This window comes from Antarcticimicrobium sp., from assembly GCF_029212575.1.
Lineage (GTDB): Bacteria > Pseudomonadota > Alphaproteobacteria > Rhodobacterales > Rhodobacteraceae > Antarcticimicrobium.
In genome coordinates this window covers 20,256-46,715 of the sequence record NZ_JARGPK010000035.1, presented here as the reverse complement: position 1 = coordinate 46,715, position 26,460 = coordinate 20,256, and the positions used below count along the sequence as shown (strand labels likewise).

At 65.9% G+C, this 26,460-nt stretch carries 31 protein-coding genes; 22 read left to right on the top strand and 9 right to left on the bottom strand.

The features are described 5' to 3' along the window. Positions 1 to 36: 36 nt before the first annotated feature. The 8 genes from P1U75_RS06190 to flhB all read left to right on the top strand — a co-directional run bounded on the left by P1U75_RS06190 (position 37) and on the right by flhB (position 6,296). Positions 37 to 390: a flagellar basal body protein gene (locus P1U75_RS06190; protein WP_300241021.1), complete on the top strand. Its 354-nt coding sequence runs from the start codon at positions 37 to 39 to the stop codon at positions 388 to 390. Positions 391 to 402: 12 nt separating this feature from the next. Next, complete coding sequence (gene flgC, locus P1U75_RS06185; RefSeq protein WP_300241019.1) at positions 403 to 813, top strand: flagellar basal body rod protein FlgC; 411 nt, start codon at positions 403 to 405, stop codon at positions 811 to 813. A 9-nt stretch (positions 814 to 822) separates the two neighbouring features. Continuing rightward, complete coding sequence (locus tag P1U75_RS06180) at positions 823 to 1,149, top strand: flagellar hook-basal body complex protein FliE (protein ID WP_300241017.1); 327 nt, start codon at positions 823 to 825, stop codon at positions 1,147 to 1,149. 36 nt (positions 1,150 to 1,185) lie between these two features. Further along, the gene (locus P1U75_RS06175; RefSeq protein WP_300241015.1) at positions 1,186 to 1,455 is read left to right on the top strand and encodes a flagellar biosynthetic protein FliQ; all 270 of its coding nucleotides are present in this window, start codon (positions 1,186 to 1,188) and stop codon (positions 1,453 to 1,455) included. Between the two features lie 169 nt (positions 1,456 to 1,624). Continuing rightward, a complete protein-coding gene (locus P1U75_RS06170) occupies positions 1,625 to 2,293 on the top strand; it encodes a lytic transglycosylase domain-containing protein (protein WP_300241013.1) in 669 nt (222 codons plus the stop codon). Between the two features lie 7 nt (positions 2,294 to 2,300). Then, positions 2,301 to 4,400: a flagellar biosynthesis protein FlhA gene (gene flhA, locus P1U75_RS06165; protein WP_300241011.1), complete on the top strand. Its 2,100-nt coding sequence runs from the start codon at positions 2,301 to 2,303 to the stop codon at positions 4,398 to 4,400. 2 nt (positions 4,401 to 4,402) lie between these two features. Further along, positions 4,403 to 5,158, top strand: coding sequence for a flagellar biosynthetic protein FliR (locus P1U75_RS06160; RefSeq protein WP_300241009.1), 756 nt, complete (start codon positions 4,403 to 4,405; stop codon positions 5,156 to 5,158). Positions 5,159 to 5,162: 4 nt separating this feature from the next. Next, entirely contained in the window at positions 5,163 to 6,296 is a 1,134-nt protein-coding gene (gene flhB / locus P1U75_RS06155; protein ID WP_300241007.1) for a flagellar biosynthesis protein FlhB, read from the top strand. Positions 6,297 to 6,362: 66 nt separating this feature from the next. Here flhB and P1U75_RS06150 read toward each other — a convergent pair whose 3' ends face one another. The 4 genes from P1U75_RS06150 to P1U75_RS06135 are packed head-to-tail and all read right to left on the bottom strand — an operon-like array spanning position 6,363 to position 8,859. Next, complete coding sequence (locus P1U75_RS06150) at positions 6,363 to 7,016, bottom strand: hypothetical protein (RefSeq protein ID WP_300241005.1); 654 nt, start codon at positions 7,014 to 7,016, stop codon at positions 6,363 to 6,365. Between the two features lie 2 nt (positions 7,017 to 7,018). After that, positions 7,019 to 7,372: a flagellar motor switch protein gene (locus P1U75_RS06145; RefSeq protein WP_300241003.1), complete on the bottom strand. Its 354-nt coding sequence runs from the start codon at positions 7,370 to 7,372 to the stop codon at positions 7,019 to 7,021. Continuing rightward, complete coding sequence (locus P1U75_RS06140) at positions 7,353 to 8,306, bottom strand: FliM/FliN family flagellar motor switch protein (RefSeq protein WP_300241001.1); 954 nt, start codon at positions 8,304 to 8,306, stop codon at positions 7,353 to 7,355. The genes P1U75_RS06145 and P1U75_RS06140 overlap by 20 nt, the downstream gene beginning before the upstream one ends. A gap of 10 nt (positions 8,307 to 8,316) precedes the next feature. Further along, entirely contained in the window at positions 8,317 to 8,859 is a 543-nt protein-coding gene (locus P1U75_RS06135) for a flagellar basal body-associated protein FliL (protein ID WP_300240999.1), read from the bottom strand. Between P1U75_RS06135 and P1U75_RS06130 the strand changes: the two genes are divergently transcribed. From P1U75_RS06130 to P1U75_RS06105, 6 genes are all read left to right on the top strand, one after another. Then, entirely contained in the window at positions 8,858 to 9,016 is a 159-nt protein-coding gene (locus tag P1U75_RS06130) for a hypothetical protein (protein ID WP_300240997.1), read from the top strand. The genes P1U75_RS06135 and P1U75_RS06130 overlap by 2 nt on opposite strands. Before the next feature lie 66 nt (positions 9,017 to 9,082). Next, complete coding sequence (fliF, locus tag P1U75_RS06125; RefSeq protein ID WP_300240995.1) at positions 9,083 to 10,822, top strand: flagellar basal-body MS-ring/collar protein FliF; 1,740 nt, start codon at positions 9,083 to 9,085, stop codon at positions 10,820 to 10,822. Next, positions 10,819 to 11,496: a FliH/SctL family protein gene (locus tag P1U75_RS06120; protein ID WP_300240993.1), complete on the top strand. Its 678-nt coding sequence runs from the start codon at positions 10,819 to 10,821 to the stop codon at positions 11,494 to 11,496. The genes fliF and P1U75_RS06120 overlap by 4 nt, the downstream gene beginning before the upstream one ends. After that, entirely contained in the window at positions 11,497 to 11,880 is a 384-nt protein-coding gene (fliN, locus tag P1U75_RS06115) for a flagellar motor switch protein FliN (protein WP_300240991.1), read from the top strand. 9 nt (positions 11,881 to 11,889) lie between these two features. After that, complete coding sequence (gene fliP, locus P1U75_RS06110; protein ID WP_300240989.1) at positions 11,890 to 12,729, top strand: flagellar type III secretion system pore protein FliP; 840 nt, start codon at positions 11,890 to 11,892, stop codon at positions 12,727 to 12,729. A gap of 132 nt (positions 12,730 to 12,861) precedes the next feature. Then, positions 12,862 to 13,884 carry a flagellar motor switch protein FliG gene (locus P1U75_RS06105; protein WP_300240987.1) on the top strand — a complete coding sequence of 341 codons (1,023 nt, stop codon included), beginning with the start codon at positions 12,862 to 12,864 and terminating at the stop codon, positions 13,882 to 13,884. A gap of 11 nt (positions 13,885 to 13,895) precedes the next feature. Here P1U75_RS06105 and P1U75_RS06100 read toward each other — a convergent pair whose 3' ends face one another. Genes P1U75_RS06100 through P1U75_RS06090 form a run of 3 tightly spaced genes read right to left on the bottom strand, consistent with a single transcriptional unit; the run spans position 13,896 to position 15,565 of the window. Then, entirely contained in the window at positions 13,896 to 14,726 is an 831-nt protein-coding gene (locus P1U75_RS06100; RefSeq protein WP_300240985.1) for a DUF1217 domain-containing protein, read from the bottom strand. Positions 14,727 to 14,740: 14 nt separating this feature from the next. Then, positions 14,741 to 15,163, bottom strand: coding sequence for a flagellar biosynthesis repressor FlbT (locus P1U75_RS06095; protein WP_300240983.1), 423 nt, complete (start codon positions 15,161 to 15,163; stop codon positions 14,741 to 14,743). Positions 15,164 to 15,166: 3 nt separating this feature from the next. Next, complete coding sequence (locus P1U75_RS06090) at positions 15,167 to 15,565, bottom strand: flagellar biosynthesis regulator FlaF (RefSeq protein WP_300240981.1); 399 nt, start codon at positions 15,563 to 15,565, stop codon at positions 15,167 to 15,169. Between the two features lie 277 nt (positions 15,566 to 15,842). Here P1U75_RS06090 and P1U75_RS06085 point away from each other — a divergent pair, with 277 nt between their 5' ends. Then, positions 15,843 to 17,738, top strand: a complete 1,896-nt coding sequence (locus tag P1U75_RS06085) for a PhoX family phosphatase (protein ID WP_300240979.1) — start codon at positions 15,843 to 15,845, stop codon at positions 17,736 to 17,738. A gap of 52 nt (positions 17,739 to 17,790) precedes the next feature. On the opposite strand, the gene P1U75_RS06080 is transcribed toward P1U75_RS06085, so the two are convergent. Next, entirely contained in the window at positions 17,791 to 18,687 is an 897-nt protein-coding gene (locus P1U75_RS06080) for a LysR substrate-binding domain-containing protein (RefSeq protein WP_300240977.1), read from the bottom strand. Between the two features lie 147 nt (positions 18,688 to 18,834). Between P1U75_RS06080 and P1U75_RS06075 the strand changes: the two genes are divergently transcribed. The 7 genes from P1U75_RS06075 (at position 18,835) to P1U75_RS06045 (ending at position 26,130) form a co-directional block, all read left to right on the top strand. Beyond that, positions 18,835 to 19,590, top strand: a complete 756-nt coding sequence (locus P1U75_RS06075; protein ID WP_300240975.1) for an HAD family hydrolase — start codon at positions 18,835 to 18,837, stop codon at positions 19,588 to 19,590. Further along, complete coding sequence (locus P1U75_RS06070; protein WP_300240973.1) at positions 19,587 to 20,513, top strand: ABC transporter permease; 927 nt, start codon at positions 19,587 to 19,589, stop codon at positions 20,511 to 20,513. The genes P1U75_RS06075 and P1U75_RS06070 overlap by 4 nt, the downstream gene beginning before the upstream one ends. Before the next feature lie 13 nt (positions 20,514 to 20,526). Then, positions 20,527 to 21,414, top strand: coding sequence for an ABC transporter permease (locus P1U75_RS06065; RefSeq protein ID WP_300240971.1), 888 nt, complete (start codon positions 20,527 to 20,529; stop codon positions 21,412 to 21,414). 64 nt (positions 21,415 to 21,478) lie between these two features. Continuing rightward, positions 21,479 to 23,032, top strand: a complete 1,554-nt coding sequence (locus P1U75_RS06060) for an ABC transporter substrate-binding protein (RefSeq protein WP_300240969.1) — start codon at positions 21,479 to 21,481, stop codon at positions 23,030 to 23,032. A 66-nt stretch (positions 23,033 to 23,098) separates the two neighbouring features. Then, positions 23,099 to 23,944 carry a metallophosphoesterase gene (locus P1U75_RS06055; RefSeq protein ID WP_300240967.1) on the top strand — a complete coding sequence of 282 codons (846 nt, stop codon included), beginning with the start codon at positions 23,099 to 23,101 and terminating at the stop codon, positions 23,942 to 23,944. Positions 23,945 to 23,946: 2 nt separating this feature from the next. Next, a complete protein-coding gene (locus tag P1U75_RS06050) occupies positions 23,947 to 25,605 on the top strand; it encodes an ABC transporter ATP-binding protein (protein ID WP_300240965.1) in 1,659 nt (552 codons plus the stop codon). A 90-nt stretch (positions 25,606 to 25,695) separates the two neighbouring features. Further along, a complete protein-coding gene (locus P1U75_RS06045) occupies positions 25,696 to 26,130 on the top strand; it encodes an ATP-binding cassette domain-containing protein (protein ID WP_300240963.1) in 435 nt (144 codons plus the stop codon). Positions 26,131 to 26,137: 7 nt separating this feature from the next. Here the strand turns inward: P1U75_RS06045 and P1U75_RS06040 are convergent, their stop codons facing one another. Then, on the bottom strand, positions 26,138 to 26,458 hold the full coding sequence (locus P1U75_RS06040; protein WP_300240961.1) for a hypothetical protein: 321 nt from the start codon (positions 26,456 to 26,458) through the stop codon (positions 26,138 to 26,140). Between the last annotated feature and the right edge of the window lie 2 nt (positions 26,459 to 26,460).

Sequence of the window (26,460 nt, the reverse complement as noted above, 5' to 3'; positions counted from 1 at the left end):
TTGTTATAATGCCAAGAATTAAGCGGGAGATCCATGATGAATCTCGACAACATCAACCTTTTCCAGCTGGCCTCGCGTCGCCTGCAATGGCTGTCGGACCGCCAAAAGGCGGTTTCGGAGAACATCGCCAATGCCGATACCGCCGGGTACCGCGCCCGCGAGGTGGAGGGTTTCGACTCCTACCTCTCCAGCACGGAAAAAGCCGGGGACCTGCGAGATGCAGAGGTGCGCGAGGTCGAAGATACGTGGGCCGAGTCCATTTCGGGCAACAACGTCGTGATGGAGGAGCAGATCCTTTACGCGGCCGATACCGCCGGTCAGTACAAACTGGCGTCGAATTTGTACCGAAAGGCGCATGAAATGGTCATGGCCGTTGCCGGGACGCGCTGAGGAGGGCCCTAGATGGATCCGTTGACGTCAATCATTGCTACCGCCGCCAGCGGGTTGCGGGCCCAGGGCGAACGTCTGAAGGTGGTCTCGGAAAACATGGCGAACTCTGCCACCACCGCGCAGGAGCCGGGCGGCGAGCCCTATCGCCGCAAGGTCATCAGTTTCGGGCAGGACTCCGACGCGGCCACCGGGGCGGCAATGGTGCGCGTGGCCGAGGTCACCCGCGACATGGGCGAGTTTTCGCTGCGGTTCGACCCCGCCCACCCGGCGGCCGACGAGAACGGCTATGTGAAACTGCCCAACGTCAACCCGCTGATCGAGATGAGCAACATGCGCGAGGCCTCGCGCAGCTACGAGGCGAACATGACCATGCTGGAAAACGCGCGCCAGATGCGCAGCCAGTTGATCGACCTTTTGAAATAGAGCTGAGCCATGAGCGACATCCCCTTCATCCAGCCCAACTCCCTGATCCAGGCCGCCTATGGCAAGTCCAAGGATCTCGCCTCCAGCGCCGCCGGGCCGCAGTCCGGCCAGGGCCAGGCGCCGGATTTTGCCCAGATGCTGCGGAATTCCGCAGCGGAGGCGGTGGAGACGGTGCGCGAGGGCGATGCCACGGCAGCGGCCGGGCTGACCGGCAAGGCCGGATTGCAGCAGGTGGTCGAGGCGACGATGGCGATGGAAAGCACGGTCAAGGTCTCGATCGCGGTGCGCGACAAGCTGGTCGAAGCCTATCAGGAAGTCCTGCGGATGCCGCTCTGACGGCGCCCGCACCCCCGCCCAATCTGGAGCCCACTGTTGGACACGGTCAGCACATATGAGATCCTGCGTCTGACGATCACCACCGTGCTTTTGGGGTCGGCGCCGATTCTGGCCGTCGCGCTGGTGGTGGGGCTTGGGATCTCGTTCTTCCAGGCACTGACGCAGATCCAGGAAATGACACTGACCTTCGTGCCCAAGATCGTGGCGATCTTTGCCGCGCTGGCGCTGACCTTGCCGTTCATTTTCGGCACCCTGTTGCGGCTGTCGGACCAGGTGTTTGACCTGATCGTCAGCGGGGGGCTTTAGAATGCGCCGGGGCGGGGGGCTTGCGCTGGGGCTGGTCGGGGCAGCGGCGGCCGGAGCCCTGGTTTGCAGCGGCCCGCCCGCCCGGGCGGAGTTTTTCGCCGGCTTCTATCGGTCTTCCGCCCCGGTTGTCGCCCCGCCGCCTGCGCGTGCACCCCGTCCCGGGCCGGCCTTGCGTGGCGCCGATTGTCTTGCCGCGATCCTCGACGCCCAGGCGCGCTACGGCATTCCCGACAACCTGTTGCTGGCCATCGGCGTGCAGGAGGCCGGGCGGCGCGGTCCGGAGGGGTTGACCGTCTGGCCCTGGACTGTCAACGCCGCCGGGGAAGGGGCGTTTTTCCGCAACCGGGAGGAGGCGCTGCGCTGGGTACAGGCCAGGCGCAGGGACGGCATCCAGTCGATCGACGTCGGCTGCATGCAGGTGAACCAGAGATGGCATGGCCGTGCCTTTCGCTCGCTCGAACAGGCCTTTGACCCGGCGACGAACGTGGATTATGCGGCCCGGTTCCTGGTTGGCCTGTTCAAGGAAACAGGGGATTGGTGGCAGGCCGCCGGGCGGTATCATTCCGCCACCGACATCCACAAGGACGTCTACCTGACCGCCCTGCGCCGCAATCACCGGGTGGTCAGCGCCGGTCTGTCCGGGCTGGTCGCGCAAGCCAGTCAGGCGCATGTGTTCCAGGTGGCGGCGGCGCCCCCGGAAAAGCCCCGCCTGCCGCCGCCGCCGGTGTTCTGGAGTTCGGGCGCCGAGCCCCCGGCCTCGGAGGCGACGCGGCGGTTCTCGATCTATTCAAACAGCCCGATGAAGCCGGTCCTGCCGGCCTATCGGGTGGTGGAGTGACCCCGGCATGAGCGCGCGCGACGTCAACCCCTCCACCACGGTCGCAAAGGGCCTGTCGCAGTTCGGCCTGGCCAACCGCGATATCGGTTTTGCCATCGGCGTGGTGCTGATCCTCGCGATGCTTTTCGTTCCGCTGCCCTCGGTGCTGCTCGATTTCGGGCTGGCGATCTCCCTGTCGCTGGCGGTGCTGATCCTGATGGTGGCGCTGTGGATTCCGACGCCGCTGGATTTCAACTCCTTCCCGACGCTGCTGCTGGTCGTGACGATGATGCGGCTGGCGCTGAACGTCTCCTCGACGCGGCTGATCCTGAGCGAGGGACACCAGGGCTCCGACGCCGCCGGCAAGGTGATCGAGGGGTTTTCCCGGTTTATCGTCGCCGGTGATTTCGTCATCGGGATCGTGATTTTCGCAATCCTCGTCATCATCAATTTTGTGGTGATCACAAAGGGTTCGACCCGGATCGCCGAGGTCGCCGCGCGATTCTCGCTGGATGCGATGCCGGGCAAGCAGATGGCGATCGACGCCGATCTGGGCGCCGGCATCATCAACGACGAAGAGGCCCGCGACCGCCGCCGGATACTGGAAGAGGAAAGCGCATTTTTCGGGGCGATGGACGGGGCCTCGAAATTCGTGCGCGGCGATGCGGTCGCCGGTCTGATCATCACCCTGATCAACGTCATCGGCGGCATCCTGATCGGCATGACCAGCCACGGGCTCAGCATCGGCGATGCCGCCGGAAACTATACCGTGCTGACCATCGGCGATGGTCTGGTCACACAGATCCCGGCGCTGGTGGTGTCGCTGGCCGCTGGCCTGCTGGTGACCAAGAGCGGCACCCGCGGCGCCGCGAACGAGGCGGTGTTGGCGCAACTGGGGAATTTTCCCAAGGCTTTGTACATGGCCGCCGCGCTCAGCCTGATGGTGGGGCTCCTGCCGGGGTTCCCGCTGATCGTATTTTCGGTGCTGGCCGCCGGGATGGCAGCATTGGGATACGTGATGCAGCAACACCTGCAAGAGCAGGAGCGGGAGCAGGTCGCCGAGGCGAAACGCGAGGGCGAGGCGCGCCAGACCGAGGATCCGATCACCGAGGCGCTGCGGCTGGACGATCTCCGGCTCGACCTCGGCGCGGCGCTGGTGCCGCTGATCTCCTCGACCGATGCGGCGCTGCCGGGCAAGGTGAAAAGCCTGCGGTCGCTCTTCATCAAGGATTTCGGCTTTGTCATGCCGCCGGTGCGGATCAAGGACGACAGCGCGCTGCCGGGCATGACCTATGCGATTTCGCTTCAGGGAGTTGAGACCGCCCGCGGCGAGGTGCGGCCCGGGTCGATGATGGTGATCGACCCCGGCGGCAACGATACCGAGCTGGTGGGCGAACGCACGCGCGAACCCACCTTCGGCCTGAACGCGATCTGGGTCGATCACGGCCGCGCCTCGGAGGCCGAGCTGCGCGGCCTCACGGTGGTCGATCCCGAAAGCGTGGTCACCACCCATCTGACCGAGGTCATCAAGGAGCATATGCCGGACCTGCTGACCTTTGCCGCCACCCAGGACCTGATCGAGGGGCAAAGCAAGGAATACCAGAAACTGCTGACTGACATGTCGAACAAGTCGCCCGCGGTGCTGCTTCAGCACGTGTTGCAGGCGCTGCTGTCCGAAAGGGTGTCGATCAGAAACCTGCCGCGCATCATCGAGGCGGTGGCCGAAGCCGCCGCGACGACCCAGAACCTGCGCGCGGTCGTGGAGCATGTGCGCGGACGTCTGTCCAAGCAGATCTGTCAGTCGCTGGTCGATTCCAACGGATTCGTGCCGGTGATCGTTCTGGGCGCGGAATGGGAGCGTGAGCTGAACAACGCGGTCTCGCCCGGGGCCGAGGAGAGCGCCTTTCTGATGTCGCCGGCGCGGGTCCAGGAGTTCGTCCTGGCGGTCCGGCAGGAGATTCAGAAGTTCGCCGCAGGGGATGAATGGCCGGCGCTGCTGGTGACCCCGGACGTGCGGCCCTATGTGCGCCAGATCCTCGAACGGGTCAGCCCGGTCACCCAGGTGATTTCGCACAACGAGGTGCACCGCAAGGCCTCGCTCAAGACGGTCTCGACGGTGGGGGGCTGAGCGTGGCGCTCGATACCTATGTCGCCGGGATAATCTTTGGCTATGTGCTCGTGGTGGCGCGGATCGGCGGGGCGCTGATGTTCATGCCCGCCTTCGGCGAAACCCAGATCCCGCTGCGCGCGCGGCTGTCCTTCGCGCTGGTGCTCTGCGCCGCGCTCTATCCCGTAACCCCGGTCAGCGCCGAAATGCCCGACAATACCGTGGCCATTGCGCTGCTGCTGGCCTCCGAGGCCACCATCGGCGTCTGGATCGGGCTGGTGGCGCGGGTCCTGCTGTCGGCGATGGATTTCGCCGGCTACCAGGTCGGGCAGGTCTCGGGGCTGGCCAATGCCTTCGGCCCTTCGCTTGGCTCGTTCGAGGGGGCGACGCTGGTGGCGACGCTGCTGCTGATCGGCGCGGTGGCGGCGATCTTTGCCACCGATGCGCACCATATCATCCTGCGCGGGCTGATGCTGAGCTACGTGGTGTTTCCGCCGGGGCCGGTGATGCCCGGTGACCTGGCCGAACAGATCGTGCGCGCGGGGGGCCGCAGCCTGTATATCGGAACCGCGGTCGCGGCGCCGTTTTTCGTGATGGGCGTGATCCTGAACCTCGGCATGGGGCTGGCCAACCGGATGATGCCGCAATTGCCGGTGTTCTTCGTCGGTGCCTCGCTTCTGATCGCCAGCGGGATGCTGGTGCTTTCGGTGGCGATGCCCTCGATGCTCGATTTCTTCGTCAGCCAGTTCACCGACTGGCTCAGCACTTTCAGGTTCTGACGCCATGGCCGAGAACCAGGACCAGGACAAGAGCCAACAAACGCAAGAGCCGACGGACAAGAAGCTCCGCGATGCCCGCAAGCAGGGCGATGTTCCCGCGTCGCGGGAAAGCGGCAACATGATGGTGGTTCTGTCGCTGGTCCTTGTCACCGCCTTCGTGCTGCCCTGGCAGGGGCCGCGCCTTGCCGACGCGCTGGGCGCGCTGATCGAGGGGGCGGGCAGCGTGCAGGTGGGCAACGGCCGCGCCGGGCTGACCGCCCTGGGGCTGGTACTGCAAGACATGGTGCTGACGCTGGCACTGGTTCTGTCGCCGTTGTTCCTGATGATCCTGACCGGCGGCGTGGTCGGCGTGCTGATCCAGGGCGAAACCGTGGTGGCGCTGGACCGGATCAAGCCGAAGCTGTCCAAGGTGTCGCCGGTGCAGGGCCTCAAGCGGCTGTTCTCGGCCAATACGCTGGTGGAATTCGGCAAGAGCCTGATCAAGGTGCTGGTGGTGGGGGGGCTGGCGCTCTGGGTGACGGAACGGGCGGTGCGCGGCATCTGGGAGGGCTCGGGATTTGTGCCGGAGACCTTGCCGGGCTACATGCTGGACGCAACCCGCCGCCTGCTGATCGCCGCCACGGTGTTCCTGGTGCCGGTGGCGATCCTGGATATCCTGTGGAACCGGTTCGACTGGCGTCGCCGCCAGATGATGTCGGTGAAAGAGGTTCGCGACGAGATGAAGGAGTCCGAGGGCGATCCGCAGATCAAGGCGCGGCGTGCCGCGCAGCGGCGCGCCCGATCGCGCCAGCGCATGGCCACCGCGGTGCCGCAGGCCAGCGTGATCCTGACCAACCCGACGCATTATGCGGTGGCGCTGAAGTACGACCAGGGGGTGGACTCGGCCCCCGTCTGCGTTGCCAAGGGGGCCGACCTTATGGCCCGCCGCATCCGCGAGATCGCCTTTGAACACGATGTGCCGATCGTCGAGAACAAACCGCTGGCGCGCACGCTTTTCGACCAGGTCGAGGTCGACGATATGGTGCCGGTGGAACACTGGCAGGTGGTGGCCGAGATCATCGGATTCGTGATGGAGCACAAGAAGAACCGGCATCGCAAACTGCCCGTCGGTTCGGTCCTGCGCACGAGCCCGGAGTGAGGCGCCGCCAAAAGAAAACGCCCCGGCGCGGGACCGGGGCGCGGGGTACTGTCCAGGGGTGCTGGGTTACTTGAGCCGAATTCCGACCAGGTCCTGATCGCCGGGCAGTTGCGACCGTTCGAGGATGATCTTCGACACCGCCCGCGCCCGCACCGGCGACATCTTGGCCAGGATCGGGGCGGCCACGCGTGGCTTCATCTTGGCCAGCACCAGGATCGTCACCTCGATATCCAGATCGTCCATGATCCGCGCCGCCTCGGCCGGCTTCATGTTCTCGTAAAAGCCGATCAAACGCTCGAGATCTTCGGTCTCGGAGGCTTTGACGCGGGCGAGCAGATCCTCGATGTCCGATTTCAGTTCGAGCAGCGCGGTCTTTTCAATCTCAAGTTTCTCGCGGGCGAGGGCGAGCTCTGACTTGCGGCTTTCCAGGTCGTCCCTCTGGGCCGCGATCAGGTCGCGTTCGCGCGACAGCGATTGCAGCACCTCTTCGGGGGTGTCGCATTGGGCCGGGATTTTGGGCACCTTGGCGACGACCTTGGTTTCCTCTTCCAGGATGATGGGCTCGGCGGGCTCCATGTCCACCGCGACCCGTATCGGAAGGTCGGGGCGCGTCATCGCGTCGGAGGGAAAGGGAAGGCCCGGAAGCGAGGTGGCCGCCTTGGCAAAGGCCGCCACAGCGAGGCCGCCCAGAATGAGTTTGGCCCCGAAAATCCGCGCCATCGTCAGGCCCTCGATTCGCTGCGCGAAGTTTCGAAGAAGCGGCGCACGAGATCCTGCTTGTTGCGGACCACCTGCACCCCGGGCAGGCGGCGTTGCGGCTGGCGACGGGACGAGAAGGCCGGCGCGCTGTCGTCACCGGCGTCCTCCTGCGTGGCCAGGCCTTCGGCAAGGTTGTCGCGCAGCGCGGTGACCGAGGACTCGGATTTGTCCACTGCCTCGGAAAACTCCCGCACCAGCGGCTCCAGCTCCTCCAGCGAGGCCATCAGCCGTTGCACCCGGCGCGAGATCATCACGCCGTAGCCCACGCTGCCGATCAGAAGCAGGATGATCAGGATGTCAGTGATCATTGCGGCCATTGGGTATCTCCTCTTCCGGCTCCAGCGCCTCGGTGATGCGAATTGCCGTGTTCCCGTTGTTGCGTTTGCCGATCGCGGCGCGGAACATCGGCGTATCCGCGCAGACGACCGTGGCGTCGTGCTCTTCCTCGATCCAGAGATTGACGGTGTCGCCCGACCTCCAGTTCATGATCTGCTGGATCGAGAGCTGGACCTCGGCCAGCACCGCCTCCAGTTCGATGGTCGCGCGCTCGATCTGGCCCGACAGCTGTTCGCGCCAAGGGCTGCCCTCGTCCGAGGGCTCGCCGAAGTGGATCTTGCCCAGTTTCGGGCGCACCGGTTCCAGCGCGTCATAGGGCATGATGATCTCAAGAACGCCGGTGTTCGCGGCGAGAGCAACGGTGAAATGCAGCCGGACACAAAGGTTGGCGGGCTGGGTCACGGCGGCCGAGTCGGGATCGGTCGCGATGCGTTCAAGCTCCAGTTCGATATCGCCGGCAAGGCTGAAGTTCGATTGCAACTCGTGCATGACCAGCGCGGCAAGGCGCTGACCGAACCCGCGCTCGATCGCTGTGAACCGTTCGGTCTCGCGCGGGCTGTGGCCCTTTGGCGCGCCGCCGAGCATCAGTTCCATCGCGGTCAGCAACAGCGCGGCGTCCATCACCAGCAGAATTTCCCCGTCCAGGCCGGGCGAGGAGCAGACCGCCATCATCGCCGGCATCGGCAGGGCGTCGATCGCCTTGCCCATCGGCACGTAGTCGAGCTGGCTCAGGGTTGCCTCGCAGAGCACGCCGGTCAGTTGCGGCAGCGCGACCGAGATCGAATCGGCCAGCCGTTCTCCGATGATGTCCAGCATCGGCAGCCGTTCGAAGCTGAAATCCGACATCTTGATGATCTCGTCGATCAGATTGCCGTTCTGGGCCTCGGTCTCGTCCTGGGAAAGGATTTTGTTCATGCCGCGCCCCCTATTGCACGATCAGATCGCTGATCAGGATTTCCTGCGGCAGATCGCTGCCGGCGGCGGCGCGGGCGCGTTTGAGCAGCTCGGCCTTCACGTTCAGCACCCCGGCCATGCCGCGCACGTCGGTCTCGTTCAGGCTGCGGGCATAGCCGGTGAACAGGTCGCGCATGAAGGGCTGGCGTTCCTTCATCAGGTCGGACGCGCCGGGATCGGGGCGATAGACCAGCACCAGCGTCAGCTTCAGGAACGCCGGTTCCGGGCTCCCCTTGGCGTCAAAGCTTTCGATGTTGGTCACGATTTCCCCGAACTCCAGGACGCCCTCGCGCACGCTGGCCTCGCCCTCCTCTTCGGAGTCAGCGTCCTGCGCTCCGGCATCGGCGTGGCCATCCCCGGCCGCTTCCGCCGGTGCATGTTCGCCATCGGGCTTTTCGCCCTTTGTTTCATCGACATAGTCGGGTTCGAAACTGGCCGCGTCCTGTTGAAAGGCGATCTTCGCAAGGACAAAACCGCCGCCGAGTGAAGCGACCGAAAGCAACAGCGCAGCCATGAGCAAGGTGCGCGCCGAGCGCGCCTTGCTTTCCTTTACCACGTCCGGCTCGGCGGACGCGGGTCGGGGGGTCTTTTTCACCGGCTTCGCCATGGATCAGACTCGTTCCTTCTTCATGTACATCATCCCGGTTTTTCCTTTTCGGCGCAAGTATTGACATCGTTATTTACTTGGACAGCAAAAATAGAATATCGTGACTGCAAGAACAGATGGGACATTTCCCATGAGGAACGGCGTGCAGGATCTGATCAACAACCTCAAGGCGCTCGGCCGCACCCGCCTGATGATTCTGGGCGGGGTGTCGCTCGGGCTCGTCCTGGCCCTGCTGCTGGGGGTTTCCGCGGTGTCCCGTAAGGACTTCGCGCCCTTGTACAAGAACCTCTCCATGGCTGCGGCCGGGTCGATAGAAACCACGTTGATCGGCGCCGGGTTCGACGCGCGGATGGCCGAGGACGGGGCCAGCGTGTCGGTTCCCCGTAACGATCTGGCCCGCGCGCGGATGGTTCTGGCTGAAAGCGGGCTGCCGATCGAGGGCGATCCCGGCTGGGAACTGTTCGACGACGCCAGCGGTCTGGCGATGAACTCTTTCATGCAGCGGGTGAACCGGTTGCGCGCGATGGAGGGGGAGCTTGCCCGGTCGATCCAGACGCTCGACGGGGTGCAGAGCGCCCGGGTCCACCTGGTGCTGCCCGAGCGCGAGGCGTTCTCGCGCGAACGGCCAGAGCCGCGGGCCTCGATCATCGTGCGGGCGGTTCCCGGACGGACCATCGCGCGCAAGCAGGCGATGGCGATCCGCAACCTGGTCTCCTCCTCGGTCGCCGAACTGGAACTGGGGCGGGTCACGGTACTTTCGGCGAGCGGCGAGACCATCCTGGCCGAGGCCGGCGACGGCGACGGTCAGGCGACGCTGCAATCGGCAAGGGCGGGAATCGAGGATCGTCTCGCGCAGCAGATCCAAAGCATCCTGACCGCCCGCGTCGGTGCCGGAAACGCGCGCGTGCGGGTCAACGTGGATCTCACGTCGGCGCGCGAGGTGATCGTCGAGCAGAGTTTCGATCCGGATCAGCAGGTGGTGCGCGCCACCGACAACCGGACCGAACAACGCTCGGGCACCGACGCAGGCGGCAATGTCGGGGTGGAAAACAATATCCCCGCCGCGCTGACCGATCCGGGCAATGGCGCCTCCTCCACGCAATCCAAGAGCGGCGAGAGCGTGCAGTACGAAATCGGCAACACCCGGCGCGAGGTGGTGCGCGAGGCGGGGGATATCCGCCGGGTCTCGGTCGCGGTGCTGGTCAACGGGATCTACAGCGTCGAAGGCTCCGACGTGACCTATTCCGAGCGTAGTCCCGACGAACTGACCCGGCTGTCCGAACTGGTCAAGAGCGCGGTCGGTTTCGATGACCAGCGCGGCGACACGGTTTCGGTCGATAGCCTGCGCTTCATGGATTACTCGATGGAGGTCGGCGACCCCGTCAGCATGACCCCGATGCAGCGGGTCGGCAACAATATCGTGCCGATCCTGCGCGGGCTGCTCGGGTTGCTGATCGTGGCGCTGGTCATGGTCCTTGGCGTCCGCCCGATGCTGCGCCACTTGCAGCAGGCGGCAGCGCCGGAGTTGCCGAAGGGCGAGGCCGCCGGTGCGCTTGCCGCGCCCGAGGGCGAGGGCGCCCTGCCAGACACTGCATCGGCGGCCGGGGCCGGTGGCGCAAAACCGGCAGGCAAGGGCGGGGTGAACCTTCTCGACGTCTCCGAGGAGACCCGCAACGCGCCCGGTTACACCAGCATCTTCGATCCCGCGCATGATGACGGGGCGCCGCATGAGTATGTCGAGACCCTGGGCGTACGCGGGAGCCTGATCAAGGCCCGCGTCGAGGCGATCCAGGCCCTGGCCGAGGACAAGCCTGACGAGGTGCTGCGCGTGCTGCGCGGCTGGCTGGTGGCAGAGGCTGATGCACGATGAGGATGTTCCTTCGTGATTTCGATGCCGAGGCGCTGGAGGCGGGGCGGACCCAACCCGCGCAGGAGGCGGCCCCGCCCCCCGCGCCGCCGCGCAGCTTTTCCGGCGAGGAGGTCGAGCGTTTGATCGCCGAGGCCAGCGAGGCGGCGCTGCAGCAGGGGCGGGAAGAAGGCGCGGCGGCGGCCCGTGCCGAGGCCGAGGCGGGTCAGGCGGCGCAGAGCGCCGCGGCGCTTGAGGTGATCTCGGCGCGGCTGTCCGATCTGCTGGCACGCGATGGGCTCCATCGCCGTGCGCTGGAGCGCGACGTGGTCGACATGCTGGTCGAGATCGGCGAGCGGATCGCCCCGGAGTTCCTGTCCGCCTATTCCGTCGACCTGGCGCAGGCGCGGATTCGGGCCGGCCTGCGCATGGCGAGCGGAAGTTCGAAACTCACGATTCGGTTGTCGCCGGAGATGGCGCGGATGCTGGAGCCGCAACTGGCGGCGCTGGCACAGTCCGGGGGCATCGAGCCGCCGCCGCAGCTGGACGCCGACCCCGCGCTGGGCGACGGCGAAGCACGCCTCGACTGGGACAATGGCGGCCTTGACTACAGCCTTGAGCGGTCCTGCGAGGCCGCGCTCGCGGCGCTGCGCGAGGCCGCGGCGAAACTGAAAGACGAACAGGGAAAGGTCGGATAAATGTCGGACACGGATACCCAGACACCGCCGGAAGACAGCAACGCCGAAGCCGGTGCGAACCCCACCCCCGAGGCCGGGCAACCGGAAGAGAAGCCAACGCTCAAGGACGTGGCGGCGGCGATGGGCGGCGGGCGCAATATCGACGCGCTGCTGAACGTGCGGCTCGACGTGCGGGTGGTGCTGGGGCGCAGCCGGATGCCGATTTCGGAGCTGCTGGAGCTGTCCAAGGGCTCGGTCATCGAACTTGACCGCAAGGTGGGCGACCCGGTGGACATCATGATCAACGACAGGATGGTGGCCCGCGGCGATCTGGTGAAGGTGAACGGCGACCACATCGGCGTGGCGCTGCGGGAAATCGTCAAAGACTTCATCCCCGAAGTCTGAGGCGCGCGGATGGGCCGGTTCCTCCTGTTCGCCGCGCCGCGGCGCCCGGCCCTCGTCTCGGGGCTGGTGGTTCTTGCGGTCTTGGCGGGGGCCGGTGGCGCCTGGGCGCAGGACACCGACCTCGGCGGGCTGATCCGCGATCTCTCCTCCACCCTGGGCGGCACCGAACCGGGCAGCGATACCGGCGCCAGCCTGTCGGGCCGGCTGATCCAGCTGTTCGCGCTGATCACGGTGCTCAGCATCGCGCCGGGTCTGCTGGTGGTCACCACAAGCTTTACCCGCTTCGTCATCGTGTTCTCGATGCTGCGCTCGGCGCTGGGGCTGAACCAGACCCCGCCCAACATGGTGCTGAACGCGATGGCGCTGTTCATGACCTTTTTCGTGATGCAGCCGGTGTTCGATGACGCCTGGCAAAGCGGGCTGCGGCCGCTGATGCAGAATGCGATCACCGAGGAGCAGGCGATGATGAACATCGCCGAGCCGTTCCGCGCCTTCATGTTCGTCAACACGCGCGACAAGGACATCGCGCTGTTCCAGGACATCGCCGGCGAGGCCGAGCCCGATGTCGTGCCCGACGCGGCCGAGGGGGTAAGCTGGCGGGTGATGGTGCCGGCCTTCATGATTTCCGAGCTGCGCCGCGCCTTTACCATCGGGTTTCTGCTCTACCTTCCCTTCATCGCCATCGACCTGATCGTCGCCTCGGTGCTGATGAGCGCCGGCATGATGATGCTGCCGCCGGTGATCGTGTCTCTGCCGTTCAAGGTGATTTTCTTCGTGCTGATCGACGGCTGGTACATGCTGGCCGGATCGCTGATGCAGTCCTATCTCACCGTGACCGGAGGCGGATAGGACACGGCTGCATGGGGCGTTTTTAAGAATAAATCGACCGGATTTGCTAGTAATCCTTGTATCGCATGGATAGTGCCGGTTAAGTTATCCTTGAATGATTGAAGCAGCCGGGCCCGGTCCGGGCAAATGCCGATGAACCAGTTTTCGCCCTTTCGCAAGCAGACCCGCCTGAGCGGCGCCGAGAAATCCGCGATCCTGTTCCTGTGTCTGGGGGAGGAGCGCGGCGGCCAGTTGATGCAGCAGCTGGATACCCGCGAGATCCGCAAGATCACGCGTGCGATCTCGGCCATGGGGGAGGTCCGGGCCGAGGTCGTCGAAGAGGTGATGCGCGAGTTCGGCGAAAAAATGACCAGCTACGGCGGCATCACCGGCTCGGTCGAGGCGGCGCGCGGGCTGCTCAAGGGCTTTCTGCCCGAAGAACGCGTGGCCGAAATCCTGGAGGAGATCGAGGGCAGCTCGACCGGCGATCTCTGGGGCGATCTGTCGGAGCTTGACGACAAGGTGCTGGCCGACGTGCTGCGCAAGGAGCACAACCAGACCGTCGCGGTGATCCTGTCCCGCATCCGTGCCGATGCCGCGGCCAAGGTGCTGCCGCTGCTGGGCCAGGAGCGCGCGGCGGAACTGGTCGAGCGCATGGTCGCGATGGAGGAACTGCCCATCGAAGCGCTGCGCAGCATCGAGGAAAGCCTGCGCCGCGAGGTGCAGACAAAGGCCGGGCGCAATGCCGGCGCCGAGACCGAAAAGCAGCTCGTCAGCGTGTTCAACAAGCTTGACCCCAAGGTCTTCGAGGGGCTGTCGCGCGAGCTGGAGAAGAAGATCCCGGAGAAATTCCGGACGATCAAGCAGAAGATGTTCGTGTTCCGCGACCTGATAGAGATCGAGGCCGCACCGCTGGCCAAGGTCATGCGCGAGGCGGCCGGAAAGACGCTGCCGCTGGCGCTGCGGGGCGCCGACAGGGACCTGCGGGAACACTTCCTGTCCTCGCTGCCGGCGCGGTCGCGCGATATGCTGGAAGAGGAAATGCGCGGAATGGGGCCGGTAAAGTCACGCGATGTGAAACAGGCCCAATCCGATCTGGTCGAGGCCGCGCTGCGCCTGTCCCAGCGGGGCGAGATCGAACTGCCCAGCGACCACGACGAAGAGATGATCGAATAGGGGCGGCCCGGTCAGCGGTACAGCGAATAGCTGGAAAAGGACACCGGTGCGATATCCCAGGTCACTTCGATAATGCCCGAGCTTAGCGAGGAGGAGCTTTGCAGGATGCTCAGTGCGGCACTGATGGCCGAGAACCCCTGGGGATTGAGCACGTCGGAGATCGCCACATAGCGGCTGATGAGCCGCTCCTGCTCGCCCGGGTCGGACAGTTTCGACAGATCGTACTTGTCGGCCAGGATGCCCGCCTGCTTGTCCACGTCCAGACCGCTCAATTCGCTGGGCAGGTTCAGCGCGGTCTGAAAAAACTCGGTCAGCGTTTCGTTTTTCAGCACGTCGTACCAGCTATCGATGCCGGCGACTTCCTCGCGGAACTCCAGTACCGCGCCGACAGTTTCGTTCTGGTCCGCGTAGCCATTGGCATAGGCCCGGTCGAAATAGAGATCGACGATCCCGTCCTGCCAGGCGGCGTCGCTGAAATCCGGCGCCTGCGCCCCGGCTGCGGTGGTGAATCCCAGGGCGGCGTGCAATTCGCCAAAGCGGGAATCGGTCAGCCGGTTGACCAGCGACGTCTCGTCGCTCGGATCGCTTTCCAGGACCTTGCGGATCATCCCCTTGCCAAAGATCTGATCCTCCAGGTCAAAGGCGCGCATGACGAAACTGTAGACCTCGTAATCCTGCACCAACTCCTTGGGCGAGGTGATCGAGGCGATCCGTTCGCGAAACTGCTCGGCGGCGCGGGCGTGCTGCGGCTGGGTCTTCAGGCTCTCCAGCTGGCGGTCCTGCGTGCTGTCGATGAGGGTCAGCGCCAATTGGCTGTTCAGGCCGGAAATGCTCAGAACCATGCCCCTGTCCCCTGCTACTCGGCCGCTTCGACGGCGCCGGTGCCACCGATCAGCAGCGACATCAGCTCCTCTTCATAGCCGATCACTTGGCGCAGCGCGCGCATCGCCTTGTAGTAGTTGGCCGCCGAAATATGGTTGGCCGCCTCGCAGATGTGCCCGGAAATCTGCGCATTGAAGATCGGGACCAGTTCCGCCAGGCTTTTCTGAATGACCGGGGTCAGCTCCGAACGGATATCGGGGCGCAGCAGGGCCGACTGGATGAAGAAATAGACTTTCTTGACCGGGGTGGCGGCAGAGGCCTCGTCAAGGAGGTCGGCCTCGCGCACGACATCGGCATGGTTCTCGATGGTCAGGCTCTGACGCCGGTCCGCGTTGCGGATCACGCACCCGTTGATGACGATCTTCTCGTTGGGTTTGAGTGTCAGTCGCAGGGCCACGGGCTATTCCATCACTTGAAGGGCGTTTCCACCCAGCGCGCGGATGATGGTCTGGTTGATCGCGATCAGCGGCCCCACCTTGTTTTGCCCCTTCAGGATGCCGGTTGTGTGGGTATCGACCCAGATCGAAAGCGAGATCAATCCCGCGCGCAGGGTCGGCGGAAGCGTGTTCCCCTCTGCGGCCAGATCGTGCTGGAGCGCTTTCCAGACCTGCTGGTTGTTCCAGAGCGCATCGCGCAGACCATCGGCCAGGACGCCGATTTGGTCGATGCCCCGCTCGGCCGAATCGTATCTCGACGCGAACTGTTCCAGGTCGGAGGTAACACGAGATAATACCCGACGCTCGATCTGCCGCGGCGATTCCGTCTCCGAAATCGTCCGCTTGTAAGCGGCTATGCCCATTCAGTTTCTTCCGAATATTTTTTTCTGCCTCGGGTGTCACCGTACCGAAATCCGGTTAAAGCAAAATTAACCCTTTTGATTTTTCCATGTGAATCAAGGAAAAACGACAGGAAACCGGGATCTGTCCATGCCGTCGAAGGCTTGTCGCGGGGCGAATGCGGGGGCCGTGGTCATATTCCCGCGTCGCACGTCATGACAGAATTGAGCTCCGTGATTAGGTATCATCCAGGCCTGACGCAGGACCGGGCCGAAGCGATTTGACGTCAGGGGGCACATGATGAGCGATTTCGACATGACCGACGTATCTGCAGACGAATGGGACGAGCTGCATTTCCCCCGCCCCGAGGAAAACGATTTCGACCATGTGGTGGAACGGGCGATTTCGCGGCGCGGGTTTCTGAGCGGCGTTCTTGCCTTCGGCTCCGGCGCGGCCGCGATGGGGGCCGGCCTGCTCGATGCCACCCCGGCACTGGCGCAGTCTGCCGCCTCGCGCTTTGCGTTCGTCCCGATCCCGGCGCAGACCGATGCCACCGTGCATGTGCCCGCCGGGTATCGTTGGCATGTGGTCGCCCGCTGGGGGGATCCGCTGTTTTCCGACGCCGACCCCTATGACATCACCGATGGCGGCCCGCTTTCCAAATCTGACCGTGTCTTCGGCGAAAACACGGACGGCATGGAAACCTTCAGCTTCCGGGGCCGCCAGCTGATCGCGATCAACCACGAATACGCCAGTCGCAGGGTCAACCTGCCCGCGGGGCAGGGCGGGACTGCTGCCGATGCGCAGGACGTGCGCAAGCTGCAGAACCTGCAGGGTGTCACCGTCATGGAAATCTCCGAGGGGCGGACAGGCTGGAGCGTGGTCAAGGACAGCCCGTTCAACCGCCGCATCCACCACAACACGCCGATCCGGATCGCGGGACCGGCTGCCGGCCATCCGCTGCTGCGGACCGAAGCCGACCCGACCGGAACGCTGGTTCTCGGCACGATGAGCAACTGTGGTTCGGGCAGGACGCCCTGGGGCACCTATCTGACCTGCGAAGAGAACTTCAACAGCTACTTCGGCATGACCGCACCGGATGAGGTCGCCGCAGGTTCGACGCCGGAGCAGGCCCGCTACGGCATCGGCCCGCGGGACTGGGGATATCACTATTACAAATGGGACCCGCGGTTCGATGTCTCCAGCAATCCGAACGAGCCGAACCGGTTTGGCTGGGTTGTCGAGATTGACCCGACCGATCCGCATGCCATGCCGATCAAGCACACCGGCCTGGGGCGGTTCAAGCATGAGAATGCCGAGGTCACGCTGGCGGCCGACGGTCGTTTGGTGGTCTATATGGGCGATGACGAGAGGGGCGAATTCCTGTACAAGTTCGTCTCCCGAGGGGCCTATGTTCCCGGCGCATCGACCGACGGGCTGCTGGACGACGGCACGCTGCATGTCGCCCGTTTCGACGATGACGGGACCGGCGAATGGCTCTCGCTGACGCCCGAGACCACCGGGATGGAACTGCCCGGGATCTGTATCCACACCCGCATGGCCGCTTCGGCGGTCGGGGCCACCACCATGGACAGGCCGGAATGGGTCGCGATCAACCCTTTCGCGGACGAGGTCTATTGCAGCCTGACCAACAACAAGACCCGCGGTGTCAAGCCGAATGCCGGTGGCGACGAAACCCCGGTGAACGGGCCCAACCCGCGCGAGGCGAACCGCTTTGGCCAGATCGTCCGATGGCGGCCAAGGGGCGGCGACCATGCCGCGAACGGGTTCGATTGGGATCTCTACGTGATGGCCGGCAACCCGACCGTGCACCAGGACGCCTACGCCGGGTCGGGGAACATCAACGCGGGCAACCTGTTCAACTCGCCCGACGGCATGGCCGTCGACAGCAGCGGCATGGTCTGGATTCAGACCGACGGCAAGGACACGAACCAAGGCGATTTCGCCGGCATGGGCAACAACCAGATGCTGGCCGGAGATCCGGCAACGGGTGAGATCGTGCGTTTCCTGACCGGGCCGAAAGGATGCGAGGTGACCGGTCTGACCTGGTCGGCCGACCGGCGGACCATGTTCCTGGGCATCCAGCACCCGGGCGGAAGCTGGCCGGACGGAACGGGCCTTCCGCGCTCGGCGGTGATCGCGGTCAAGCGCGCGGATAACGGCCCGGTCGGCTGACCTCCTTTCCCGGCATTCCCGATGATCTGAAACCGCGCGCGCCGCTGGCCGCTCAGGGCCGGGCGGCCGCGCCCTGGGATGCGGCAAAGCTTTCCGCCATATTGAAGAACGCATCCACGATATCGCCCTGCGTTTCCACCAGGGCAAAGGCGGTTTCATGGGTGCGCACCGGGGCCGCCTCCTGGATCCGAAGCCGTTTCACCCCGTCGCGGCGGCTGGTGCCGTTGCGCCACAGGAACCCGAGGCCCAGCCCGTTGACCACCGCCTCGTAAAGCCCGTCGCGGGCATCCAGCGTCAGGAACGGCTCGGGCGCGGGGCCGTGTCGCGCGAACAGCCGGTCGACGAACCGCTGGGTCGAGGAGCCCGCGGCGCGGAAAATCAGCGGCTGGTCGCGCAGATCGTGGACCGAGACCGTTTCCCGCGCCGCCAGCGGGTGATCCGGCGGGGCGATGGCCAGAACCTCGTTCGAGGCCAGGTGGGTGCGCCGGAACCGCGTGTCTCCCGGAACCTCGGGCAGCACGCCGACATCGGCCGCGTGGCTCAGCACGGCGCGGGTGATCTTCTCGTGCGAGCCGGTCTCGACCCGGATGTTGACGCCGGGATAGGCCCGGTGAAAGGCGGCGACCAGCGCCATGCCCGGCATCACGTTGCCCAGCCCGATGGTGATGCGGCCCCGCGCCAGCGACGACCGGCTGCACAGCAGCCGTTCGGCATCGCCATAGGCCTCAGACATGCGCTCGGCCGCATCGCAAAGCTGCTGGCACAGCGCGGTCGGCGCGAGCCGGCCCGCCTCGCGGTGAAACAGGCGCACGCCGTATTGCGATTCGAGCGCGCGGATCTGCGTCGAGACGTTCGGCTGACTGACCCCCAGTAGCCGCGCGGCGCCGGCATAGGACCCGGCCTCCGCGACACTGCGCACGGCATCCAGACGTTGAATCGATAGTGCCATTCCGGGTTTCTCCTGTGTTTGCATGGTCGTTGTTTGGCTTTCCCAAGCTATGACTTTGGATTGTTACAGCCGCGTCACAGCGGTGGCTCAGAAGCGGCGGCAGAACGGCGCACCCCGCGCCTGGCTATGCCCGGAAAGGAGCCCCCATTGGACGCGGTCACCCCCCAACGTGCCCTTGAAACAGGCATTGGATGGCTCAACCCCGCCGATGTCGAAACGGCGGGGCTCGTGCTGTGCGACCTTGATGGTTGCTTGATCTCGGAGGGGCGCGCCTTTGCCGACGCGGCCGCGTTTGCGCAGGCTTGCGGGGCGCGGCTCTGGGTCGTGTCCAACCGCTCGGACACCAGTGCCGAGGCCCTCTCGGCGACGCTCGCCATCCTTGGCCTGCGCGTCCCGGCCGGGCGGATTTTGCTGGCCGGCGAGGTTGCGCTGGAACGGATGGCGCGGGTCGCGGGGATCACGCGGATCAGCCTTTTCGCCGCCGCGCCGCTGGCGGACCGGGCGCGTGCGCTGGGGATGGTCCCGGATGCGCAGGATCCGCAGGCGGTGCTGCTCTGCCGCGATCCGGCGCTCACGGTCGATGGCATGGCCGCGCTGCTGGCGCAGATCGAGTCGGGCCTGCCGTTCTGGGTCGCCAACGAGGATCTGTCGCACCCGGGCCAGGACGGCCACCCGGTGGCCGAGACCGGTGCGCTTCTGGCGGCGCTGCGCGCGATCCGGCCGGGTCTGACCTGGACCAGCCCGGGCAAACCCGATCCGCTGATGCTGCACATGGCGCTGGACCGCACCGGGCTGACCCCGGCCGATGCCGTGTTCGTCGGCGACAACGCCGCCACCGACGGCCGCGCCGCGCGCGCCGCAAACATCCCGTTTCTTCACCTGCAAAGGAGAGCCGCGCGATGACCGACTATCTGCTGCGTGTGGCGATCAAGATGGCGGTGACGCTGTTCGCCATCGTCACCGTGACCTTCGTCGCCACCCGTCTGTCCGGCAACCCGATCGACACCTTTCTCGGCGAGGGGCTGACCGACGAGGGCCGCGACGCGCTGATCGCCTATTTCCAGCTCGACCGGTCGATCTGGCATCAGTATGTCGCCTATCTGCGCGGCGTGGTGTCGGGCGAGTTCGGCCTGAGCTTCATCGAGCGCCGCCCGGTCACCCAGGTCGTGGCCGCGCGCCTCTGGCCCTCGGCGCAGCTTCTGCTGGCCTCGATCGGTCTTACCGCTGCGGTTTCGATCCCGCTTGGCGTGCTCGCCGCGCTCTATCGTAAAAGCTGGATCGGCTCGGCGGTGATGGTGGTGGCGTTCAGCGGCTACGCGGTGCCCAACTTCGTGCTCGCCGTGGTGATGATCCTCACCTTCTCCTACTGGCTGAACTGGCTGCCGGTGGTCGGAAACGGCACCGCGCTGCATTTCATCATGCCGACCATCGCCATGTCCGGGGTGCTGATCGCCGCGCTGACCCGGTTTACCCGCAACGCCATGCTCGACGTGCTGGGGCAGGATTTCATCCGCACCGCCCGCGCCAAGGGGCTGCCGGAGCTGGCGGTGGTGATGCGCCACGGGCTGGGCAACGCCGGGGTGACGGTGATCTCGGTCATCGGGCTGCAGATCGCCAGCCTCGCCGCCGCCGGGTCGGTGGTGGTCGAGACGATCTTTTCCTGGCCTGGGATCGGCCAGCTCCTCGTGACCGCCGCGATCATGCGCGATTACCCGGTGCTGCAGTTCGGCGTGATCGCCGTGGCCGTCGCGGTGGTGCTGATCAACGCGATCACCGATGTCGCCTATGCGCTGGTCGATCCGCGCATCCGTCTTGCGCGCAGCTGAAGGGATAACCGCCATGACCGGCCTTGCCGATATCGTCGCACGTCACCGCCGCCGCCGGGCGGGCGCCGCCGCAGGGGGCGACATCATTCAGAGGATCGCGCTGCTTCTCGCGGTGCTGCTGGCTGCCGCCGCCATCCTGACGCCGCTGATCGCCCCTTTCGATCCGCTGGATCAGAGCCTGATTTCGCGGCTGCGCCCGCCTGCCGGGTTCGACCGCGCCGGCCCCGGCCATCTGTTCGGCACCGACGAGCTGGGCCGCGACGTGCTGTCCCGCGCGCTCTACGGGATGCGGCTGACGCTGACGCTGGCCTTCGTCGGTGCGCTGATCGGGTTGTGCCTGGGCGGAACGCTCGGGGTGATCGCGGGGCTGCGTCGCAGCTGGCTCGAGGATGCGATCATGGCGCTGGTCGACATGCAGATCGCGATTCCCTTTACCCTCGTCGCGCTGCTGGTGCTGGCGGTGCTGGGCTCCAATGTCACCGTTCTCGTCCTGGTGCTGGGGGTCGCGGGCTGGGAGCAATACGCAAGGATCGTCCGCGCCGAGGTCCGCCGCCTGACCGGGCAGCCCTTCATCGAGGCCGCCCGGGCCGCCGGTGCCGGAACAGTCTACATCGCGCGCCGCCACCTGTTGCCCAACGTGGTCTCGCCGCTGGTGGTGCAGTTCACCTTGGCGCTCAGCAATATTGTAATCCTCGAAAGCACCCTGTCCTTCCTCGGCCTCGGGGTGCAGCCGCCGCAGCCCTCGCTTGGTTCGATGGTCGGGCTAGGGCGCGACTACATGCCGACCGCGCCCTGGATCGTGCTCGCCCCCGCCGCGCTCATCGTGACGCTGACCTTTACCGTCCAGATCCTCGGCGACTGGCTGCGCGACCGCGCCGACGTTCGCCTGCAGGAGAGATAACCAAGATCAAGAGCCGTACAAAACGGCCGTCATTCTGTACCGCAACCCTGAACCGGAGACTGAAATGTTCAGACTGCTGCTGACCACCGCCCTTGCCGCGGGCCTCGCCCCCGCCGCATTCGCGCAAGAAATCACCGTCGGCGCTGGCAATGTCGCGCCCTTCCTCGATCCCGGCCGCGATCACTCGAACGTCGGGTCGCAATTCTATTTCAACAGCTTCGACACACTGATCGACCGCGACCATTCCAAGCTGGAGCCCGAGTGGACGCCGGCGCTGGCCACCTCTTGGACGCTGATCGACCCCACCGTGATGGAGCTGAAGCTGCGCGAGGGCGTGAGTTTTCACAACGGCGAGGCGATGACCGCCGACGATGTGGTGTTCTCGCTGAACCGCATGTTCCAGGCCACCTTCCCGCCCTACGTGGTGCGCTCCAAGGACCGGCTGAACAACTTTACCTCGGCCGAGAAGATCGACAATTATACCGTGCGCATCCACGCCGGCCGGGAGGAGCCGCTGTGGGAAACGCTGGTGTCGCTGCAGCAGATCATGATCATCCCCGAGGAGTATACCAAGGCGCTGACCGGCGATCCGAAGGTTGCCGAGGACAGCGATTTCGAAGCCTTCTCGCTGGCGCCGGTCGGGACCGGCCCCTACAGCGTGGCCGAGTTCCTGCCCGGCGAGCGCATCGTCTGGGAGCGCTTCGACGATTTCTGGGGCGACAAGGCGCCGCTGCAACGCGCCACCGTGGTGCAGATCGCCGAGACCGCGAGCCGCGTCACCGCGCTCAAGACCGGCGAGGCCGACATCATCACCAACGTGGCGCCCGACCAGCTGTCGCTGATCGACAGCGACCCCAACCTCAAGACCGAAGGCTCGGTCACGGCGCTGTTCCACGCGATGATCATGAACGCCAACCACCCCGCGCTGAAGGATCCGCGCATCCGCCAGGCGATGAGCTATGCCGTCGACCGCGACACGCTGAACGAGGCGCTGTGGCTGGGCAAGGCCGTGGTGCCCTCGACCCATACCATGAAGGAGTTTGGCGATCTCTACATGCCCGAGCTGACCACCTTCGAATACAACCCCGAAAAGGCCAAAGACCTGTTGAAGGAGGCCGGCTACGACGGTGGCGAGATCGTCTATACCTCGTTCCCGACCTATTACACCAACGGCCTGCTGGCAGCTCAGGCCATCGCCGAGATGTGGTCGGCGGTGGGCATCAACGCCAAGGTCGACGTGCAGGAGAAATGGACTGGCCGCGATCCGCAGATGATGGCGCGCAACTGGTCCAACCCGATGTATTTCGCCGACCCGTTCGGCAGCTTCGGGGTGATGTGGGCGCCGGGCGGCCCCTCGGAAAGCGAAGGCCGCTTCAACACCGACGAGGAGTATGCCGCGAAATGGGAGCGGTTCCGCTTTTCGACCGATGTGGAGGTCCGCAAGGCCGCCTATGCCGAGCTGATGGACGAGATTAAGCAGGACCCGCCGGTTCTGCCGCTGTACCGCCCGTTCGAAAGCTGGGGCATGAAGAAGTCCGTCAACTGGGCGCCGATGCCGGGTCACATCCCCTATGTGCTCGACTTCCGCGCCGGCAGCATCTCGCTGGCCGATAGCTGATCGCACCCGGTCCGGGCGCATCCTGCGCCCGGTCCCCCCTTGTCAAAGACCTTTCCGGAGCCTGAAATGACCCGCATCGCCATCGTCACCGACATTCACCACGGTGCCCCCTCTCATACCAAGCGCGGCGATACCGCGCTGGCTCTGCTTGCCGATTTCGTCGCCTGGGCCAATGCCGAGGCGCCGGATCTCGTGCTTGACCTGGGCGACCGCATCACCGACGCCGACGCCGAGACCGACGCGCGGCTGCAACGGGAGGTAGCCGATGTACTGGCCGGGCTCGACGCTCCGCTGCAGCATATCTGCGGTAACCACGACCGCGACCATATGAGCGTTGCCGAGAACGCCGAGATCCTCGGCGCCCCGCTGGACCACGAGATGATCGACCTTGGCGACTGGCAGCTAGCCCTCTGGCGTGCCGACGCGCGGATCGACCGCAGCGGCCCGCAGATCGGTTTCAACCTGCCCGAGGCCGACCTTTTGTGGCTGTCGCGGATGGCGCAGAACGCCGACAAGCCGACGCTGGTCGCCAGCCATGTCCCGGTCTCCGGTCACGCCCAGCTTGGCAACTATTACTTCCAGCGCAACGAGACCGTCTCGACTTATCCGCAGGCGGACCGGGCGCGGAAGGCGCTGGCGCAGGCGCGGGTGCCGCTGGCCTGTATCGCCGGGCACGTCCACTGGAACACGTTGACCACGATCGACGGCATTCCCCACCTGACCCAGCAAAGCCTGACAGAAAGCTTCACCACCGCCGGGGAGCCGGCCCGCGCCTGGGGCATGGTCGAGCTTGGCCCGCAGATCCACTGGCAGGTGTTCGGCGACGACCCGTTCGAGGCCCGCGTCACGCCCACGGCCATGCGCTGGACCCCGCCGCTGAGGCCGTTCCTGCCGGAGCTTGCAAAAGGATGACGATGACGGCCCCGAACCCGCCGATCCTGTCGGTGAAATCGCTGCGCGTCGCGTTTGGCAGCACGCTGGCGGTGCGGGATCTGTCGTTTGACATCCATCGCGGCGAGACCCTGGCGCTGGTCGGGGAAAGCGGGTCGGGGAAATCGGCGACCGCGCTTTCCATCCTGCGCCTGATCGATCGCGAGGGCGGCCGTATCCTGGGCGGTTCCATCCGCCTGGGCGCGCGCGACCCCGTCGAGGTGACCACGCTGCCACCGGCCGAGCTGCGCGCGCTGCGCGGCGAGCGGATCGCCATGGTGTTCCAGGAGCCGATGACCTCGCTCAACCCGGTGATGCGGATCGGGCGGCAGATCGAGGAAACCCTGCGCCTGCATCGCGGGCTGACCGGCGCGGCGGCGCGGAAGACCGCGCGCGCGGCGCTGGAACGGGTGACCATCCCCGAGCCGGAGCGGCGCCTCGACCAATATCCGCATGAACTCTCGGGCGGGCTGCGCCAGCGGGTGATGATCGCCATGGCGCTGATCTGCGAACCCGACGTGTTGATCGCGGACGAGCCGACCACCGCGCTGGATGTGACCACGCAGGCGGAAATCCTGTCCCTGCTGCGCCGTCTGCAAGCCGAGATGGGGATGGCGGTGCTGTTCATCACCCACGATCTCGGCGTCGTGGGGAAAATCGCAGACCGCGTGGTGGTGATGAAGAACGGATGCAAGGTCGAGGAGGGCCGCACCGGCGACATCTTCGCCGCGCCGCGCCACGGCTACACGCGGGAACTGATGGAGGCCACGCCACGGCTGGGATCCGGCGCGCCGGAGCCGCTGGCAGAGGCGCCTGCCGTGCTCAGGGTGTCGGACCTTGTCACGTCCTACGGGGCGGGCGGCCTCTTTTCGCGCAGCAAGCCGGTCCCGGCGGTGCGCGGCGTTTCCCTGACCCTCGGGCGGGGCGAGACGCTGGGGCTGGTGGGCGAGTCCGGCTGCGGGAAATCCACCCTGGCCCGGTCGATCATGCGGCTGGTGGAGCCGGCGTCGGGCGAGGTGACGCTTGACGGCGAGGCGATCACCGGGGTCAGCCAGGCGCGGCTGAAACCGATGCGCGCGCGGATGCAGATGGTGTTCCAGGATCCCTATGCCTCGCTCAATCCGCGCATGACGATCCGCGATGTGGTGACCGAGCCGGCGTTCCTGCACGGCGCGGTCAATGCGCGCGGGCGCGCCGACATGGCCGCCGACCTGCTTACCCGCGTAGGGCTGCCCGCCGAGGCGGCGGAGCGCTATCCGCACCAGTTTTCCGGCGGCCAGCGCCAGCGTATCTGTATTGCCCGCGCGCTGTCGGTCGGACCGCGGATCATCGTCGCCGACGAGGCGGTCTCGGCGCTGGACGTGTCGAATGCCCGGCGGATCACCGATCTGATGGCCGAGATCCAGCGGCGCGACGGGGTATCCTTCCTGTTCATCAGCCATGACATCGCCGTGGTCGAGCGGGTCAGCCATCGCATCGCGGTGATGTACCGGGGCAAGATCGTCGAGACCGGCCCGACCAACGCGGTTCTCGCCGCGCCGGAGCATCCTTATACCCGCCGGTTGCTTGCGGCGGTGCCACGCATTGCCCAGGTCGACCGCCCCGCGCCCAGCGTGGCATTGCCCGCGCCGCTTCCCGCCTGAGGCGGCGGGTCGTTCTGCGAAGATTTCGTGACAGCGGCACCCGCCCGTTGTCAGCGCGACCGGCTGCGGCCAGACCTCGCGGAAAAGGGTGTGGACCAGATATCTGTCGATCTTTCGGGCGTGACTAAAAGCTTCGACGCCGATGAAATCCGCCTCGAAGGGGCGCGGGTTTCGGCCCCCGGCCTGCATGTCGCGCCCGAGGATCGCAACGTCGGCTTCGTGTTCCAGTCCTGCGCGCTCTGGCCGCATATGAACCTGCGCGGCAACGTCCTCTTTCCGGCCGAGACCAGGGGGGCCGGCACCGCCGAGGCGCGCGGCATCGCCGACCGGAACCTCCGGGCGGTGGATCTGACCGCCTTTGCCGACCGGCATCCGGCGGTGCTCTCGGGCGGGCAGCGTCAGCGCGTGGCGCTGCGGGGGCGCGCGCGGGCCGTGCTGATGGACGAACCGCTGGCCAATCTCGACCCGCATCTGCGCGGCCGGATGGAGGCCGAGATCGCCCGGATTCACAGCGAGTCCGGGTGACCACGCTCTATATCATCCATGACCACCGCGAGGCGATGGCGCTGGCCGACCGGATCGCCGCAGGTTCGGTCATGGCCGAAACGCCCTCTTTCGGGATCACGAACTTCACCTGTGCGCCCTGCATCTTGTTGCGGATCGGCAGGAAGTCGACGACGAAACCATAGAGCTTTTCGCCACCGGCGACGGCCTTGTAGGTGCCGCCATTGCCGCCCTTGGGGTTGGCGCCCTGTTCGCCCAGACCCTTGTAAAGATCCCAGCCGAGATCGGCATTGGCGGTCAGCGCCGCCATGTGGATGGTCGCCGCACCGCTGGTCAGCGGCGAGCGCATGG